The following is a 15185-nucleotide window of genomic DNA, read 5'->3' as shown; positions in this document are numbered from 1 at the left end:
CCAGGGTTCGCTCAGGGGTCAGGTGGTGTCGGACCAGCGCAGGAGGCCGGCGCCTATGGACATGCCGCCGCCGAAGCTGCCTATCAGGACCAGGTCGCCGTCTTCCAGGTGGCCGGACTTGTTGGCCTCGTCGAGGGTGACCGCGCAGGAGGCGCCGCCCACGTTGCCGTAGCGTTCGAGGGTGCGGTGGGTGAACGCGTGGGACAGGCCCGCGTGTTCGACGAGTTCGGTGAGCAGGACGCCGTTGGGCTGGTGCGGGACGAAGTGCTGGACGGCTTCCCGGGGGATGCCGGTCCTGGCGCAGAGCCGGTCCACGAAGGGCGGGAAGTTCTCCATGACGAAGTCGCGGACGCCCCTGCCTTCCATGCGGAAGTAGTGGCCGCCCTCCGCGATGGTCTCGGGGGAGGTCGGTATCCGGCTGCCGCCCGCCTCCACGCGGATCAGCTCATGGGCGTCGCCCCGGCTGCCCAGTTCGAAGTCCACGAAGCCGCGTCCTTCGGGTACCTCGCCGACGACGGCCGCGCCGGCGCCGTCGCCCAGCAGCACGGCGGTGCGGCGGTCGGAGAAGTCCAGGATCCGGGAGTAGACGTCGGCGGCGACGACCAGCGCGTGGCTGCCGGGGTGGCAGGCGACCAGGCTGCGGGCCAGCTTCAGGCCGTAGACGAAGCCGCTGCAGACCACGTTGATGTCGAAGCAGGCGGCGGCATCGGCACCCAGCCCGCGCTGTACGTGGTAGGCGGTGGGCGGCTGCGGCGAGTCCGGGGTCGAGGTGGAGACGATGAGGTAGTCGATCTGGCCGGCGGCGATGCCGGAGCGTTTCAGCGCGGCGTTCGCGGCGTGCAGACCGAGATCCGATGTCGCTTCATGGGGAGCGGCATAACGACGGCCGGTTATCTGCGTCTTGCGTTCGATCCATTCCTCGGAAATGCCGACGCGTTCGGCCACCTCTGCATTGCTGACGTGCCGCTCGGGTACGTACGAACCGGTTCCGAGGATCCCGATGGACTGATGTGACATGGCGCGTGCCTCCCGTGGGGCGTCGTCATTCATAGCTGTAGAAACCGCGGCCGGTCTTCCTCCCGAGGAGCCCGGAGTCGACCATGCGGGAGAGCACCGGAGGCACCGCGTGGGCGGGGTCCTTGAATTCCTCGTACAGGGCCTGGGAGACCGCGGCGACGGTGTCCAGGCCGATGAGGTCGGCCAGTGCCAGCGGTCCCATCGGGTGGGAGCAGCCGAGCTTCATGCCCCGGTCGATGTCGTCGGCGGTGGCGAATCCGGATTCCAGCATCCTGATGGCGGAGATGAGATAGGGAATCAGCAGTGCGTTCACCACGAATCCGGAGCGGTCGCCGGCCCGGACGACCTCCTTGCCCAGGACGTCGGTGACGAATGCCTCCGTGACGGCGGTGGTCCGCTCGGCGGTCAGCAGCGAACTGATCACCTCGACGAGCGGCAGCACCGAGACCGGGTTGAAGAAATGCACCCCGACCACTCGGCCCGGCCGTGCGGTGGCCCGGCCCAGCTTGGCGATCGGAAGGGACGAGGTGTTGGAGGCGAGAATGGCCTCCGGGTCCTCGACCACCTTGTCCAGAGCGGTGAAGATCTCCAGCTTGGTGGCTTCGTCCTCGGGCACGGATTCCAGTACCAGCTGCCGGTCCGCGAGATCTCCGAGGTCGGTGACGAAGGAAATCCTCTCCAGCAGCGTCGTACGGTCGGCTTCGGTGATCTTGCCCTTGCGTACACCGTTTGCCAGCGACCGTTCCAGCCGTCGCCTGCCGCGCGCCATCCCCTCGTCCCCGGAGGCCACGATGCGTACCTCGCGTCCGGCCCGCGCGCAGACCTCGGCCAGTCCGGCGCCCATCACGCCGCAACCGACGACCCCCACCCTCAGAACGCGCTGCGCGGCCGCAGCAGCCGACTCGGCCGGCGAAACCGACGGCATGTCCGCCATGCTCATCGGGTCTATCAGTTGGTGCGACATGGTGACTCTTTCCGTTCGATCAGGCCCGTACGATCAGAGGTTGCGCAGCGGGTTCAGGCGTGCGGCGCCGATGCGTTCGCGCAGCTGCGGGTTGGTCACGCCGAGTCCTTCTTCCGGAGCCAGGCACAGCACGCCGACCTTTCCCGTGTGCCGGTTCTGCTGGACCAGGCGTGCCGCCTCTCCGACCTCCTGGAGCGGGTAGACGGTGGAGAGAATCGGGGCGAGCCGGCCGAGGCCGAAAAGGCGGCCGCATTCGGCCTGTTCATGCAGATTCGCCGCATGGCAGCCGAGGATCCGCTTCGAATTCATCCAGAGATAGCGGTTGTCGTAGCTGTGCTGATATCCGGTGCTCGATCCGCAGGTGACGACCGTGCCGCCGCGGCGGACCACGAAGACGGAGATGCCGAACGTGGCCTGGCCGACGTAGTCGAAGGCCACATGCGGGTCCTCGCCGGTCTCCTTGCGGATGAGCTTGCCCAGCCGCTTCGCCCGCTCGATGGTCTCCTCGGGCGTCGCCGGTCCGTCCAGACCGATCTCGGCGCGGTTGATCACCACCTCGCAGCCGAGGGCCCGGGCCGCTTCCGCCTTGGCCTCGGATCCGACCACACCGACGGGGATGCCGCCGGCGTTGCGCACCAACTGGACGGCGAAGGCGCCGAGGCCGCCGGTGGCACCCCAGATGAGCACGATGTCACCGAGCTTGATGCGGGCGCCCTTCTCGCCGATCAGCATGCGGTAGGAGGTGGACGCGGTCAGCATGCTGCTGCCGGACTCTTCCCAGGTGAGGTGCGGCGGCTTGTGGATGAGCTGGCTGGCCTTGGCCACCGCGTAGTGCCCCAGGCCGCCGAAGTTGGTCTCGTAGCCCCAGGCGCGCTGGCCCGCGCTGAGCATGCTGTCGTTGTGCGTGGCCGGTTCGTGGTCGTCGGTCTGGATGCAGGAGACGAGGACATGATCGCCCGCCCGCCAGCGGTTGACGCCGGCGCCGGCGCGGACCACGACTCCGGACGCGTCGGATCCGACGACCTGGTAGGGCCGGTCATGGCGGGCGGCGAAACCGCCGACCTTGCCGTAGCGCTTGAGGAATTGGAAGGTGGGCAGCGGCTCGAAGGTCGCCGACCACACCGTGTTGTAGTTGATGGAGCTGGCCATCACCGCGATGAGGACCTCATCAGGTGCCAGCTCGGGCATGGGGACCCGGCCGACGTTGATGGACTTGCGTACGTCCTTGTCCGCCACCCCTTCGAACATTCCGGTGTCGGCCGCGTTGATGTGTGCGGCCACGTATTCCTGCGGTACGGGCTCGCGTGCGATGTCGTCCGCGGATGCGCCGTGCAGTACGGCCTCGGCCAAAGAATCCATGGCTAACTCCTTCATTTTCGTCCCTCTCGGGGGCCGGAATTCAGGTCCCCTCGACGCGGATGATGCTCGTGACACCGTGGACGTGGTCCAGATTTCGCAGCTCGGACATGGCCGCGGACAGCGCGGCGTCCGTGGTGTGGTGCGTGGACATGGCCAGGGCGAAGCCGCCGTCCCGACGCCGTTGGGCGAAGGTCTCTATGGAGACGCCGTGCCGGGCGAAGGCCGTGGCCACCTCGGCGAGGGCGCCGGGCTGATCGGTCACGTCGAGGCTGAGATGGCAGCGGGTGACGACATCCGCCATGGGGGACACGGTGAGCCGGTTGTACGCCGCCTCGCCGGGCCCGGCGACGCCCGCCAGCTTGTTGCGGCACACCGCGACCAGATCGCCCAGCACCGCGCTGGCGGTGGGCGCCCCGCCCGCGCCGGGGCCGTAGAACATCAGCTGTCCTGCCGCCTCGGCCTCCACGAAGACGGCGTTGTACGCGCCGCGTACCGATGCCAGCGGGTGGGTCGACGGGATCATCGCCGGGTGCACGCGGACGGTGACGGACGAGCCGTCGGCGCCACGTTCGCAGACGGCGAGGAGCTTGATGACGCAGCCCACGGCCTTGGCGTTGTCGATGTCGGCCGCGGTGATCGCGGTGATGCCCTCGCGGTGCACCTCGTCGAGCCGTACGCGGGTGTTGAAGGCGAACCCGGCGAGGATGGCGGCCTTGGCCGCGGCGTCGTAGCCCTCCACGTCGGCGGTGGGGTCGGCCTCGGCGTAGCCGAGCGCGGTCGCCTCCTTCAACGCCTGTGTGTAGTCGGCGCCGTGGGAGTCCATCTTGTCGAGGATGAAGTTGGTGGTGCCGTTGACGATGCCGAGGACGCGGCGGACCCGGTCTCCCGCCAGGGACTCGCGCAGCGGCCGCAGCAGCGGGATGGCGCCGGCGACGGCGGCCTCGTAGGAGAGGTCCACGCCGTGTGCCGCGGCCGCGGCGTGCAGTTGGGCACCCTCCGCGGCGATGAGCGCCTTGTTGGCGCTGATCACGGAGGCGCCGTGCGCGAACGCGGTCGTGATCAGGTCGCGGGCGCGGTCGATTCCACCGATGACCTCGATGACGACATCGACGTCCGGGCGCCGCACCAGTTCGTCCGCGTCGGTGGTGATGAGGTGCTCCGGCACACCGGGACGGGGCAGACCGGCCTGGCGGACGGCGATCCCGGCGAGTTCCACCGGGGCCCCGATGCGCGCGGTGAGGTCGGCGGCGTGTCTCTCCAAGTAGCGGGCGACGTCGCTGCCGACGACTCCACAGCCCAGCAGCGCTACTTTCAGTGTGCGCATTTCGACTACTCCGCTCCGAAGGCCGATGTGTATGCGGGAATGCCGGGGGTACCGGCCGGCGGGGGGGGGAAGGCCCGCGCCGGCCGGCGGGTTCGCGAAGGGACCGCGGTGGGACTACGCCGTGATGAGTGCGGCGATCGCCCGGACGGTCGAGTCATCGAAGATCTTCTTGATGCGCAACCGGACGCCGCTGCGCTTGTGGATCTCGTTGATCAGTTGGCTGGCGAGCAGGGAGTTGCCGCCCAGCCCGAAGAACTCCTGGTCGACGCCGACCGCGGAGACCCCCAGGAGCTCGCCGAACAGCTCGGCCACGAGCAGCTCCTGGGGCGTGGCGGGCTCACGGCCGGCTCGGGCCACCGGCGCCTCCGGCTTGGGCAGGGCCTTTCTGTCGAGCTTCTCGTTCGGGGTGAGCGGAAGTGCGTCCAGGGCGACGAACGCGGTGGGCACCATGTAGTCGGGCAGTGCCGCCACCGCCTGAGCACGGAGCTTTTCCCCATCAGGTTCGGTGCCGGCCACCGGGACGATGTAGGCGACCAGCCGCTGGTCACCCGGCACGTCCTCGCGTACGAGACAGACCGCCTGGCTGAGCTGCCCGTCGCGCAGCAGCACCGACTCGATCTCCTCCAGCTCGACCCGGAAGCCACGGATCTTCACCTGGTGATCGAGCCGGCCGAAGAACTCGATCTCGCCGTCGGCACGCCAGCGGGCCGCGTCCCCCGAGCGGTACATGCGGGCATCGGGTTCGCCGAACGGGTCGCTGACGAAGCGGTCGGCGGTCAGTTCCGGTTGGCCGAGGTAGCCCTCGGCCAGCTGCACACCGGCGAGGTAGAGCTCGCCGGTCACGCCGGGCGGCAGCATCCTGCGCTGCTCGTCGAGGACGTACAGCTTGGTGTTCCAGACCGGGCGCCCGATCAGCACCGGTCCGGGCTCCGGGTTCCGCGGGCACAGCATCGACGAGACGTCCACGGCCGCCTCGGTGGGCCCGTAGACGTTGAACAGGTCGGCCTCCAGCACGGAGGCGAACCATGCCTGCAGTTCGGCCGGCAGGGCCTCGCCACCGCACACCACACGGCGCAGGCTCACGCACCGGGCCGCGTCGGGTTCCTGGAGGAACACCTTCAGCCCGGAGGGCACGAAGTGGGTGATGGTGATGCTCTCGGCCACGATCGTCTCGGCCAGGTAGGCGGGGTCGCGGTGCCCCTCGGGGTCGGCGACCACGATCGACGCCCCCGCCAGGAGGGGCCAGAAGACCTCGCGCACGGTCACGTCGAACCCGGCGGGAGTCTTCTGCAGCAACCGGTCGTCGGGGCCCAGCGGGATCTGGTGCTGCATGTGGTGCAGCCGGTTGGTGATGGCCCGGTGGGCGATCACCACGCCCTTGGGGCGACCCGTGGAGCCCGAGGTGTAGAGCACGTAGGCCGGGGCGTCGGGGGTGAGCGGGGCCCGCCGGTCGACGTCGGCCGGCGCACTCGGGTCGGCCGACGCCAGGAGGTCCCGCGTGCTGTCCTCGTCGAGCACCAGCTGCTCGGCGGCCACCAGGATCGAGTCCGTCAGTTCTGCGACGGTCACCACATGCGAGACGCCGGCGTCGGAGAGCACCTGGTTGATGCGCTCCACCGGGTAGCCGGTGTCCACCGGCAGGTAGGCCGCGCCGGTCTTGACGATGGCCAGTGCGGTGACGACGTAGTCGATCGAGCGGGACAGCACCATCGCGACGATGTCCCCGGCGCCCGCGCCACGGCCGAGCAGCACCCGCGCGATCCGGTTCGCCCGGGCGTCCAGTTCGGCGTAGGTCAGCCGCTGGTCGTGGTGGCTGATGGCGAGCCGGTCGGGGTGGGCGGCGACGTTGGCCTCGACCAGTTCCGGGAGCGTGAGCTGCGAGACCTCGTGCGCGGTGTCGTTCCACTCCTGCATGATCCGGTGGTGTTCGGCCGGGGTGAGCAGGTCCACCTCGCCCACCTCGGCGGCCGGCCCCTTCCCGATCAGCCGCTCGGCGAAGTGGCCCATGCGACTGGTGTGTTCGGCCGTCTGCTCAGGCGTGAGGCGGTCGGGGTTCCCCCGGGCCTCGGTCCGCAGCTCCCCTTCGCGGTAGTCGAAGACGAAGGCCAGGTCTTCCACGCGGGCCGGGTCGTCCGTGAGGAAGACCTGGGCGCCCAGCGGCGGGGCGTCGTCCCCGGGCGGCGCGAACCCGCCCGCTGCGCCGCGGCGTTCGCGCACCTCGGCCACCAGGTCGGCGACGGTCGTCGTGGGTTCGACGGTGAGTCGCACGGGCACGGAGTCCACGGCGAGCACGAGGTCGCGGGCCGCCGTCATCCGGTGCAGGTAGGCCGCCGTGACGGCGACCGCGAGATCGGTCCAGTCGGACGGGAGGGCCTGGAGGAGCGCCCCGGCGAAGACCGCACGGGGGGCGGCTTCGTCCCGCGCGTCCGTGTCGCTGTGCTGCCCTCGGATCTCCATCGCGGTCATGCGCCACGCTCCTGAAGGAAGCGGTGCGTGGCCTCGGCCACGTCCGGACTGCTCAGCATCTCCTCGGTGCCGAGGGGGAAGCTCCGCTCCCAGAGGGCGTGCGGGGCGCCGGGGCTCGACTGCGCCGAGGTCAGCGCGCCGGCCGTGGCCCAGCCCTGTTCCGGGTTCAGCTGCCGGGCCGCGAACAGGTAGGAGATGTACGAGCGGAACAGCCCCAGCAGGTCCTCACTCGTCTCCTCGTCGAACTCCAGCTGGTCGAAGACGACGCCCGCGGCGGTCTCGTAGAGCTTGATCACCTGGCGGGCGAGGGAGCCGAAGTCGTCCCGCTCGGTCTCGCACAGGCCCCGCGCCTCCGCGATGTAGCCCTCCCGCTCCTCCTCGGAAAGGAGCGACATGGTGTCGACCGTCTTCTTCAGGTCGCGGTAGAGCGACATCTGGTCGACCGGTTCCGGATCGAACAGCAGGAGGGCCGGCCTGGCGCCCTGTTCCCCGGCGATCTCGTCGGCCAGCGCCGAGGCGAACACGCCGCCCACGCAGTAGCCCATGACGGTGTCGACATGGCCGCGCACACCCTCGGGCAGCTCCCGCCACCCCTGGAGGTAGGTCTCGGCGGACAGCAACTCCGTGTCGGCCGCGTCGGGTTGAGTGGTCTGCCAGATCTCGCGGTCCGGCTTCAGCAGTGCGGCGAACCGGCGGAAGCCCGCCTCCGGCCGTGCCGTCGAGTCGAAGTCGACCGCGAGGACGGCCTTGTGGGGGTTTCCTTCACTGATGCGCCGCCAAGAAGCTGTGCTCAAGACTCTCCGCCTTTCACCAGGTCCAGGAGCTCGGCCTCCTCGGCCGGGGTGAGTCCGGCCTTGCGCTCGCGGTCCGGCCCGAGTTCGCGCTCGTACGCGAGGACGCCCGCGACGATCTCCGCGAACGGGCGGTGCCGGAAGCCCGCGGCGGCCGACCGGGAGTGGTCGTGCGCCATGAATCCGTAGTCGACCGGGGGCACCCACAGGGGCAGCGACTTGTCGCCGCGCCACACCTGGACGCCGGCCTGCTCCAGTTGGTCCTCGGGCACCGGGACCAGCTCGGTTCCCGGCGGGCCCACCGCCTCGACGATGTCCGCCAGGACCTCGCCCAACGGGCGGGTGCGGCCGACACCGTTGTAGATGCCGCCGATCCGCCGTTCGCCGGCGTCGACGATCCAGGCAGCCATGTCGCGTACGTCGACGTACTGCGTGGGCTGTTCGAGGCTGTCCGGTACGACGACCCGGCCGCCCTTGGAGATCCTCGCGACCCAGTAGCCGAACCGGTCGGAGCGGTCCCCGGGCCCCACGATCAGGCCGGAGCGCACGATGAACGCACGGTCGCCCATCTCCTCGCGCACCGCGTTCTCGCTGGCGACCTTGATGGAGCCGTACAGGTCGGGGTGCTCGATCCGCACCTCCTGGTCCGCCCCGCTCTGGGCGGGCCGGTGCAGCTGCGCGTCCTCGTTCTGCCCGACGGACACCGCGTCGGCGTACACGTTGATCGAGGACACGAAGGTCCAGTGGCCCGCCTCGGCGCCGACCGCGGCCAACGCGTCCCGCACCCACGGGTAGGACATGGCGGCGACGTCCACCACCGCGTCGAACTTCTGGCCGGCCAGCGCGTCCAGGCCGTTGGGGGCCTCGCGGTCGATCTTGACGAGGGTGGCGCCTTCGGGGACCTTGCCCGACGTGCCGCGGGCCGCGCACACCACGTCGTGGCCGCGTCGCACACCCTCCTCGGCTATGGCGCGCGACAGGAAGAGGGTCCCGCCCAGTACAAGCAGCTTCATGAGATCACACGCTCCCGTGGTTGACAGGGCAGCCCGACGCGCCGGCGGCACCGGCGTCGCGCGGCAGACGGCGGTCGTACTTCACGGGCAGCGAGGTCAGACCCCGGCCGACCGAGTTGTCCGCGACCCACTTCGGCTCCTTGTCCGGGTCCAGGGTGAGACCGGACAGCCGGCGCAGCAGGGTCGGGAAGACCACGTGCCCCTCCAGCCGGGACAGCGGGGCACCCGGGCAGAAGTGCGGTCCGTGGCCGAAGGCGAGGTGGCGGTTGGCCTGACGGGTGATGTCGAGCCGGTCGGGGTCCTGGAAGACCTTCGGGTCGCGGTTGGCGGCCCCGATCATCAGGTGGACGAACGCCTCCTTGCCGATCTCGACGCCGTTGATCTCCATGTCCTGGGCCGCGACCCGCAGGGTGCCGCGGTAGGCCGGGGACTCGTAGCGCAGGAACTCCTCGACGGCGGAGATCACCAGCTCCGGCTTGGACTTCAGCAGTTCGAGCTGGTCGGGGTGGGTGAGCAGTGCGTGAGTGCCGTTGCAGATGAGGCTGGTGGTGGTCCGCTGCCCGGCGATGATCAGCAGGGACATCGTCGAGGCGACCTCGTCGATGGTGAACCGGTCCTCTTCCTCGGCCGCCCGCAGCAACTGGCTCACGAGGTCCTCGCCCATGTCGGAGCGCCGGGCCTCCAGCAGGTCGAGAATGTACTTCTCGAACTGGGAACTGACCTCCTTCAGCCGCCTGTTGCCCTCCTCGTCGGCGTACGGGGCACCGCCGAGGATGTGCGACCAGCTGTAGAGCATCTCCCGGTCCGCGAGGTCCACCCGGAGGTACTCGAAGATCACCATGACGGGCAGCACCCGCGCGAACTCCACGATGTCGAGCTCACCCGACTCGGGGAAGGCGTCGATGAGGTCGTCCGCGATCTCCTGGATCCGCGGCCGCATGTTCTCCATCCGGCGCGGCACGAAGGACTTGCTGACGAGCTTGCGCAGCCGCGAGTGCTCGGCGCCGTCCGCGATGAGCATGTTGCGCGACTGCACCGGGCTGGCCTCGAAGAGCTGGTCGCGGAACCACTTCGGGGTGTTGTCCAGGGACTTCGAGATGCGGGGGTCGCCGAACGCCTTCAGCGCCATGTCGTAGTCGGACACGATGTAGGCCTCGGCGCCCGGCGGGTGGTTGATGGCCCGCACCGGGCACTGCTCACGCAGCTCGGCGTACCGCGTGTAGCGGTCCTCCAGGGGCTCGGTGAAGAACTCCGGCGGGAGCGGCTCGTCGGCCTTGCCGCTCGCCGGCACCTCTGTTGCGTCCTGAGTCATGACATGTCCTTTGCTGTCGTTAACCGAGGGGTCTCGTCGAGCGAGGTCAGCGTGCGGATGCCGCGGCTCAGGGTCGGCAGTGCGCCGATCGTCGCGATCACGGCGACGGCGGCGAACACCCAGACCGGGCCCCAGGCATCGAAGATCGATCCGATGGCGAGCACGCCGATCGGCGAGATGATCGTGGTGGTGAAGAGCATGACGCCGATGACCCGGCCCTGGAGTCCGTCCGGTACGCACTTGGCGACGTAGGTCAGGTAGGCCGCGTTGATGAGCGGGCCCCGGATGTACACGCAGGCGGTGAGCAGGCCGAGGGGCAGGACCCCGGGGGCCGTCATCAGCAGTACGGCGACGACCGGGCCGATCCAGTATCCGGCCATGAAGACGATCGACGGGCGGATGTGCTTGATGACCGTCCCGGCCAGCAGCGCGCCGATGAGCGCGCCGCTGCCGGCCACCGACATCGTCAGGCCGATGAAGGACTCCGACGCGCCGCGGGCCTTGCCGGTGGCGATGACGGCCAGTGAGATACCGGTCGTGTTGAAGGCCAGGTTCGAGAAGGTCATGGCGATCATCACGGGGCGCAGCACGGGATCGCGGACGATGTACTGGAACCCCCCGAACAGTTCCTTCTTGCCCTGGGCGGTGGACACCGTCCGCGGGGTGTTCTTGACGAACAGCATCAGGATCGTGGAGGTCGCGAAGGAGACGCACGCGCCGAGGAAGGGAAGGGCGCGGGCCGCGCCGTACAGGACACCGCCGACGGACGGCCCTGCCATGATCGCGCCGTACAGCCTGATCTGGTTCTGCGCGGTCGCCTGGGTGACCTGATCCGGCCGCACCAGCTGCTTGGCGATGGCCATGCCCGCGGGCATCGACAGGCCGAAGCAGCAGGACGACACGATGGCGATGCCGAACGTGACGAACACGTTGACCGGCCCCGAGAAGATCATCACGGAGAACAGCCCGAGCAGCACGGCCCTGACCAGGTTGCAGCCAAGGAGGAGCCGCTTGCGGTCCACCCGGTCGGCGAGGATGCCGCCGAAGAACGACGACAGGCCGTTCGCCAGCAGCTGGGCGGAGCCGACGGCCCCCGCGAAGGCGGCCGAACCCGAACTTGCCAGGATCAGCAGGGGATAGGCGATCGCGGCGGCGTGCTCGCCGACGCCGGCGAACGCCTCGCTGCTCCACAGTGCCTGGAATGAGCGGTTGCGCAGAAGCGAGGGCTTCGCCTTCGCCGGCGGCGCCGTTTCCTCTCCGAGGGTCGTGGCCTGGCCCGGAGGGTCATCGAGCGTCACAGTGTTTTCCTTCTTCCGATGGTGCGTCCTGCGGGAGTGCTTCGAGCAGCGCCGCGGCGAGTTCCGGTACGTGCGGCTTCCGGAGCATCGACCAGTGATCGCCGCTCACGGGAAGGACCGTCACCCCGCCCGCGTACAGGCCCCGTATGCTCCGGCGCAGCAGTTCCGCCTCGCGCCGGTCCACCTCGACCTTGAGGACCACCGCCGGGCAGGTGACCGGCCGTGGCCGATAGCGGGAGAGCACGCGGAACTTGTCGAGCAGGAGCCCGCGCAGGGCGGGGTTGCGCCGGGCCTGTGCCCCGACCTGGCCGAGGCCGAGCGCCGCGCTCGCCATGAGGCGCAGATGCCCCAGGACGAACCCGGCGTCGGCGCCGATGGGCCGGCCCGCCCTGCCCGGCGCGTAGGCGTCGAGGCAGACGAGCATGTCGACCTGCTCGCCCCGGGCGGTGAGCTGGAGGGCGATCTCGTGGGCCACCACTGCGCCGAAGGACCATCCGCCGACGGTGTACGGCCCGGTGGGCTGCGCGCGCAGCAGTGCTGCGACGTGGTGGGCGGCGGCGTTGCGGACGGACATCCGCGAGGAGTTGGCGGCCTGCGGTTCCAGACCGAGCACCGGGCGGTCGGTGTCCAGCTGCTCGGCGAGTTCGCGGTAGCTGAGCGCGGATTCGGCGGCGTCGGCCACCAGGAACAGCGGCCTGCCGGTGCCCTCCCGCAGGGTGGCGACACCCACAGGCGACGGCGCCGGAGTGGCGGCGTCCCACTGCTGCTCGGCCAGTTCCAGCAGATGCCCGAAGGTGGGGTCGCGCATGAACTCGGCGGCCGAGACGAGGACTCCGCTCTTGTCCCGCAGCTGGGCCATCAGGTTCAGCACCATCAGCGATTCGCCGCCGAAGGCGAAGAAGTTGTCCGCGGGGGACGCCGAGGACACTCCGAGCGCCCTGCACCACAGCTCCTCCACCTGGGCGCGCGCCGTCGGCCGGCCGCCGGCCGCGGGCGTGCGGCGCTCCCGGCCCGACGCCGGGCGCGGCGGCTCGGTCCGCGGGTCCTGGGCGACGAAGGGGTGTCCCGGCAGAGAGCAGCGGAACGGACGGTCCCCGGTGCCCGCGAGGGTCTCCTCCACGGCGTCGAGGCCGCGCTCCCACAGGGTGCCGAGCGCCCGCAGCAGGCCGCTCTCGCCGTCCTCGGGCCTGCCGAGCATCGGCACGCCCGTGTGGTGGGAGGGGTCCCATTCCTCGCGGAAGCGCAGTGCGCCCAGCATCGTGCTGCCCGGTCCGAGCTCGACGAACGTGTCGCAGTCCGACCCGAGCAGGGTCTGCATGCCGCCGTCCAGCTGAACGGGCCGGCAGACCTGCTCCGCCCAGTACTCGGGACCGCACACGGCGTCCGGGCCGGCCCAGTCGCCGGTGACGTCGGAGACGAGTCGCAGGGCGGGAAGCTGCGTGTGCATGGCCGTGATCAGCTTCGTCAGCCGGTCGGCCACGGGCGCCTGGATGTCGCAGTGGGCGGCCCGGTCGACGTTCAGCACGCGCAGGTCCAGCCCCTTCAGGGCGTCGCCTTCCAGCAGCTCCGTCATCTCGGTCGCCGGGCCGGAGATCGCCACCCCGCCGCGGCTGACCATCGACACCGCCACCCTGCCCTCCGGGGGAATCCGGCGGGCCACCTCTTCCAGGGGCGCGCTGACGGCCACCATCCGGCCGGGCTCGGTGGCGCGGAATCCCTGTGCCCGCTCGTGGACCAGGACCGCCGCGTCCGTCGGTGACCACACCCCGGCGAGGGCTGCGGCCGCGTACTCGCCGACGCTGTTGCCGAACAGCGCGGCGGGCTTGATCCCCCACTCGCCCAGCTGCCGTCCGAGCGCGTAGCCGATCGCGAACAGCCCCACCTGCTGGTGCGCCAGGTCGTTGAACCATTCGGGCGGTACGTCGGTCTCGGTCACGATCGGCGAGAGGTCGAGCCCGTAGGTGCCGCGGACGAACTCGCCGATCTCGTCGAACCGCTCACGGAATTCGGGCAGCAGCCGGTAGGCCGGCGCACCTGCCGCGTGCCGCAGCACACCGTGGCCGGGGAACAGGAAGGCGACCTGCGAGAGGGGCTTGCCCGCGGCGGGCTGCGGCGCGTCGCGCAGCAGCCCGGCGGCCTGGGCCCGGTCCTGCGCGACGATCGCCTGGCGGTGGGCGAAGCGCCGCCGGTCCGCCAACGTGCGAGCGACCCGCGGCAGTTCGAGGGTGCCGTCGGACTCCAGGGGGCCGGCCAGGTCCTGGCGCAGCCGGCCGAGCGCGTCGGGCGACGCCGCGGACAGCGTGAGGACGTGCGGGCCGGGTCCGGCCGTCGGGAGCTCCCGCTCGGGGGCCGCCTGGAGGATGACGTGGGCGTTGGTGCCGCCCACGCCGAAGGCGCTGACCGCTGCCGTGGGCGTCCCGCCGGCCGGCCAGGGCTCGGTCCGCGTGCACACCCGGAACGGTGAGGAGTCCAGGTCCAGCAGCGGGTTGGGGCTGGTGAAGTGGAGCGTCGGCACCAGCTCCCGGCGCTCGATCATCAGCACCGTCTTGATGAAGCCCGCGACGCCGGCGGCCGCGCTGGTGTGGCCGATGTTGCTCTTGACCGCGCCCAGCCACGTCGTGGTGTGGTCCTCGGGCGCCGTCCCGAAGGCATCGGTCAGCGCGGCCACCTCCACGGGGTCGCCCATCGGGGTCGCCGTGCCGTGGCACTCCACGTAGTCGATCTCCCACGGCGAGACGCCGGAGACCTTGTGCGCGTGCCGGATCACTTCGCTCTGGCCGGGGATGGAGGGGGCGGTGAAGCCGAGCTTGTCCGCCCCGTCGTTGTTGAGCGCCGAGCCGCGGACGACCGCCGCGATCCGGTCGCCGTCCCGCAGGGCGTCCGCCAGGCGCTTGAGAACGACGACCCCGACGCCCTCACTGGGGATGGTGCCGCCCGCCTGCGCGTCGAAGGGACGGCAGTGGCCGTCCGGGGAGAGCACGCTGCCCTGCTCGTGGAGGTAGCCCCACTCCCCCAGGGGCGACACGGCGACACCGCCCGCGAGAGCCGCGTCGCACTCGCCGCCGAGCAGCGCCTGGGTGGCCATGTGGATCGCGGTGAGGGAGGTGGAGCAGGCGGTCTGCACGGTGACCGCAGGGCCCCGCAGCCCGAGCTTGTACGCCACCCTCGTGGCCACGAAGTCCTTCTCGTGGCTGACGACGCGCACCAGCGGGGTCACGTCGTCCCCCGCGTCCAGCAGGGTCCGGTCGGATCCGGCGTACACACCGACCCGCCCCGGGAACCTGCCGGGGTCGAGCCCCGCGTCGTCGATGGCGGTCGAGGCGCATTCGAGGAAGACGCGCTGCTGCGGATCGATGTTCGCGGCGTCCGCCCGGTTGTACCGGAAGAACGGCCAGTCGAAGTTCTGCGCCCCGTCCAGGACCCCCTTGGCCGGTACGAACTCCGGGCGCCGTACGAGATCGGGGTCCGCGCCCTTCGCGACGAGGTCGTCGATGTCGAAACGGGTGATCCCCTCGACGCCGCCGCGCAGCAGCTCCCAGAACTCCCGCACATCGGCCGCACCGGGGTACCGGCACGCCATTCCGACGACGGCGATCGCATGCTCCGTGCCCATCTCCGCGCTCCCCCTGCCCTTCACCGGG

The 15185-nt window shown here is 70.6% G+C and carries 10 protein-coding genes; all 10 read right to left on the bottom strand.

Translation table 11 applies throughout. The features are described 5' to 3' along the window. Positions 1-18: 18 nt before the first annotated feature. The 10 genes from QOM21_RS21085 to QOM21_RS21040 all read right to left on the bottom strand — a co-directional run bounded on the left by QOM21_RS21085 (position 19) and on the right by QOM21_RS21040 (position 15157). Positions 19-1017 carry a 3-oxoacyl-ACP synthase III family protein gene (locus tag QOM21_RS21085; RefSeq protein ID WP_407552231.1) on the bottom strand — a complete coding sequence of 333 codons (999 nt, stop codon included), beginning with the start codon at positions 1015-1017 and terminating at the stop codon, positions 19-21. Positions 1018-1042: 25 nt separating this feature from the next. Continuing rightward, positions 1043-1942: a 3-hydroxybutyryl-CoA dehydrogenase gene (locus QOM21_RS21080; protein WP_407555740.1), complete on the bottom strand. Its 900-nt coding sequence runs from the start codon at positions 1940-1942 to the stop codon at positions 1043-1045. 72 nt (positions 1943-2014) lie between these two features. Further along, positions 2015-3340 carry a crotonyl-CoA carboxylase/reductase gene (ccrA, locus tag QOM21_RS21075; protein ID WP_407552229.1) on the bottom strand — a complete coding sequence of 442 codons (1326 nt, stop codon included), beginning with the start codon at positions 3338-3340 and terminating at the stop codon, positions 2015-2017. Between the two features lie 40 nt (positions 3341-3380). Then, positions 3381-4664 (bottom strand): homoserine dehydrogenase, encoded by a 1284-nt coding sequence (locus QOM21_RS21070; protein WP_407552227.1) that lies wholly within the window; start codon positions 4662-4664, stop codon positions 3381-3383. Between the two features lie 114 nt (positions 4665-4778). Then, positions 4779-7130 carry an amino acid adenylation domain-containing protein gene (locus QOM21_RS21065; RefSeq protein ID WP_407552225.1) on the bottom strand — a complete coding sequence of 784 codons (2352 nt, stop codon included), beginning with the start codon at positions 7128-7130 and terminating at the stop codon, positions 4779-4781. Beyond that, positions 7127-7924, bottom strand: a complete 798-nt coding sequence (locus QOM21_RS21060; RefSeq protein ID WP_407552224.1) for a hypothetical protein — start codon at positions 7922-7924, stop codon at positions 7127-7129. The genes QOM21_RS21065 and QOM21_RS21060 overlap by 4 nt, the downstream gene beginning before the upstream one ends. Continuing rightward, positions 7921-8934 carry an NAD-dependent epimerase/dehydratase family protein gene (locus tag QOM21_RS21055; RefSeq protein ID WP_407552223.1) on the bottom strand — a complete coding sequence of 338 codons (1014 nt, stop codon included), beginning with the start codon at positions 8932-8934 and terminating at the stop codon, positions 7921-7923. The genes QOM21_RS21060 and QOM21_RS21055 overlap by 4 nt, the downstream gene beginning before the upstream one ends. Before the next feature lie 4 nt (positions 8935-8938). Beyond that, complete coding sequence (locus tag QOM21_RS21050; RefSeq protein ID WP_407552221.1) at positions 8939-10246, bottom strand: cytochrome P450; 1308 nt, start codon at positions 10244-10246, stop codon at positions 8939-8941. Continuing rightward, positions 10243-11544 (bottom strand): MFS transporter, encoded by a 1302-nt coding sequence (locus QOM21_RS21045; protein WP_407552219.1) that lies wholly within the window; start codon positions 11542-11544, stop codon positions 10243-10245. Before QOM21_RS21045 ends, QOM21_RS21050 begins: the two co-directional genes overlap by 4 nt. After that, a complete protein-coding gene (locus QOM21_RS21040; RefSeq protein WP_407552218.1) occupies positions 11531-15157 on the bottom strand; it encodes a type I polyketide synthase in 3627 nt (1208 codons plus the stop codon). The genes QOM21_RS21045 and QOM21_RS21040 overlap by 14 nt, the downstream gene beginning before the upstream one ends. Positions 15158-15185 lie beyond the last annotated feature (28 nt).

The sequence above is a fragment of the Streptomyces sp. Pv4-95 genome, from assembly GCF_045782725.1.
GTDB lineage: Bacteria > Actinomycetota > Actinomycetes > Streptomycetales > Streptomycetaceae > Streptomyces.
The sequence above is the reverse complement of the archived record's forward strand: the minus strand, read 5'-3'. Positions and strand labels throughout refer to the sequence as shown.

Coding starts and splice junctions, on each gene's coding strand:
- QOM21_RS21085 (WP_407552231.1), bottom strand. CDS start 1,017: ATGTCACATCAGTCCATCGGGATCCTCGGAACCGGTTCGTACGTACCC.
- QOM21_RS21080 (WP_407555740.1), bottom strand. CDS start 1,942: ATGCCGTCGGTTTCGCCGGCCGAGTCGGCTGCTGCGGCCGCGCAGCGC.
- ccrA (WP_407552229.1), bottom strand. CDS start 3,340: ATGGATTCTTTGGCCGAGGCCGTACTGCACGGCGCATCCGCGGACGAC.
- QOM21_RS21070 (WP_407552227.1), bottom strand. CDS start 4,664: ATGCGCACACTGAAAGTAGCGCTGCTGGGCTGTGGAGTCGTCGGCAGC.
- QOM21_RS21065 (WP_407552225.1), bottom strand. CDS start 7,130: ATGACCGCGATGGAGATCCGAGGGCAGCACAGCGACACGGACGCGCGG.
- QOM21_RS21055 (WP_407552223.1), bottom strand. CDS start 8,934: ATGAAGCTGCTTGTACTGGGCGGGACCCTCTTCCTGTCGCGCGCCATA.
- QOM21_RS21050 (WP_407552221.1), bottom strand. CDS start 10,246: ATGACTCAGGACGCAACAGAGGTGCCGGCGAGCGGCAAGGCCGACGAG.
- QOM21_RS21040 (WP_407552218.1), bottom strand. CDS start 15,157: ATGGGCACGGAGCATGCGATCGCCGTCGTCGGAATGGCGTGCCGGTAC.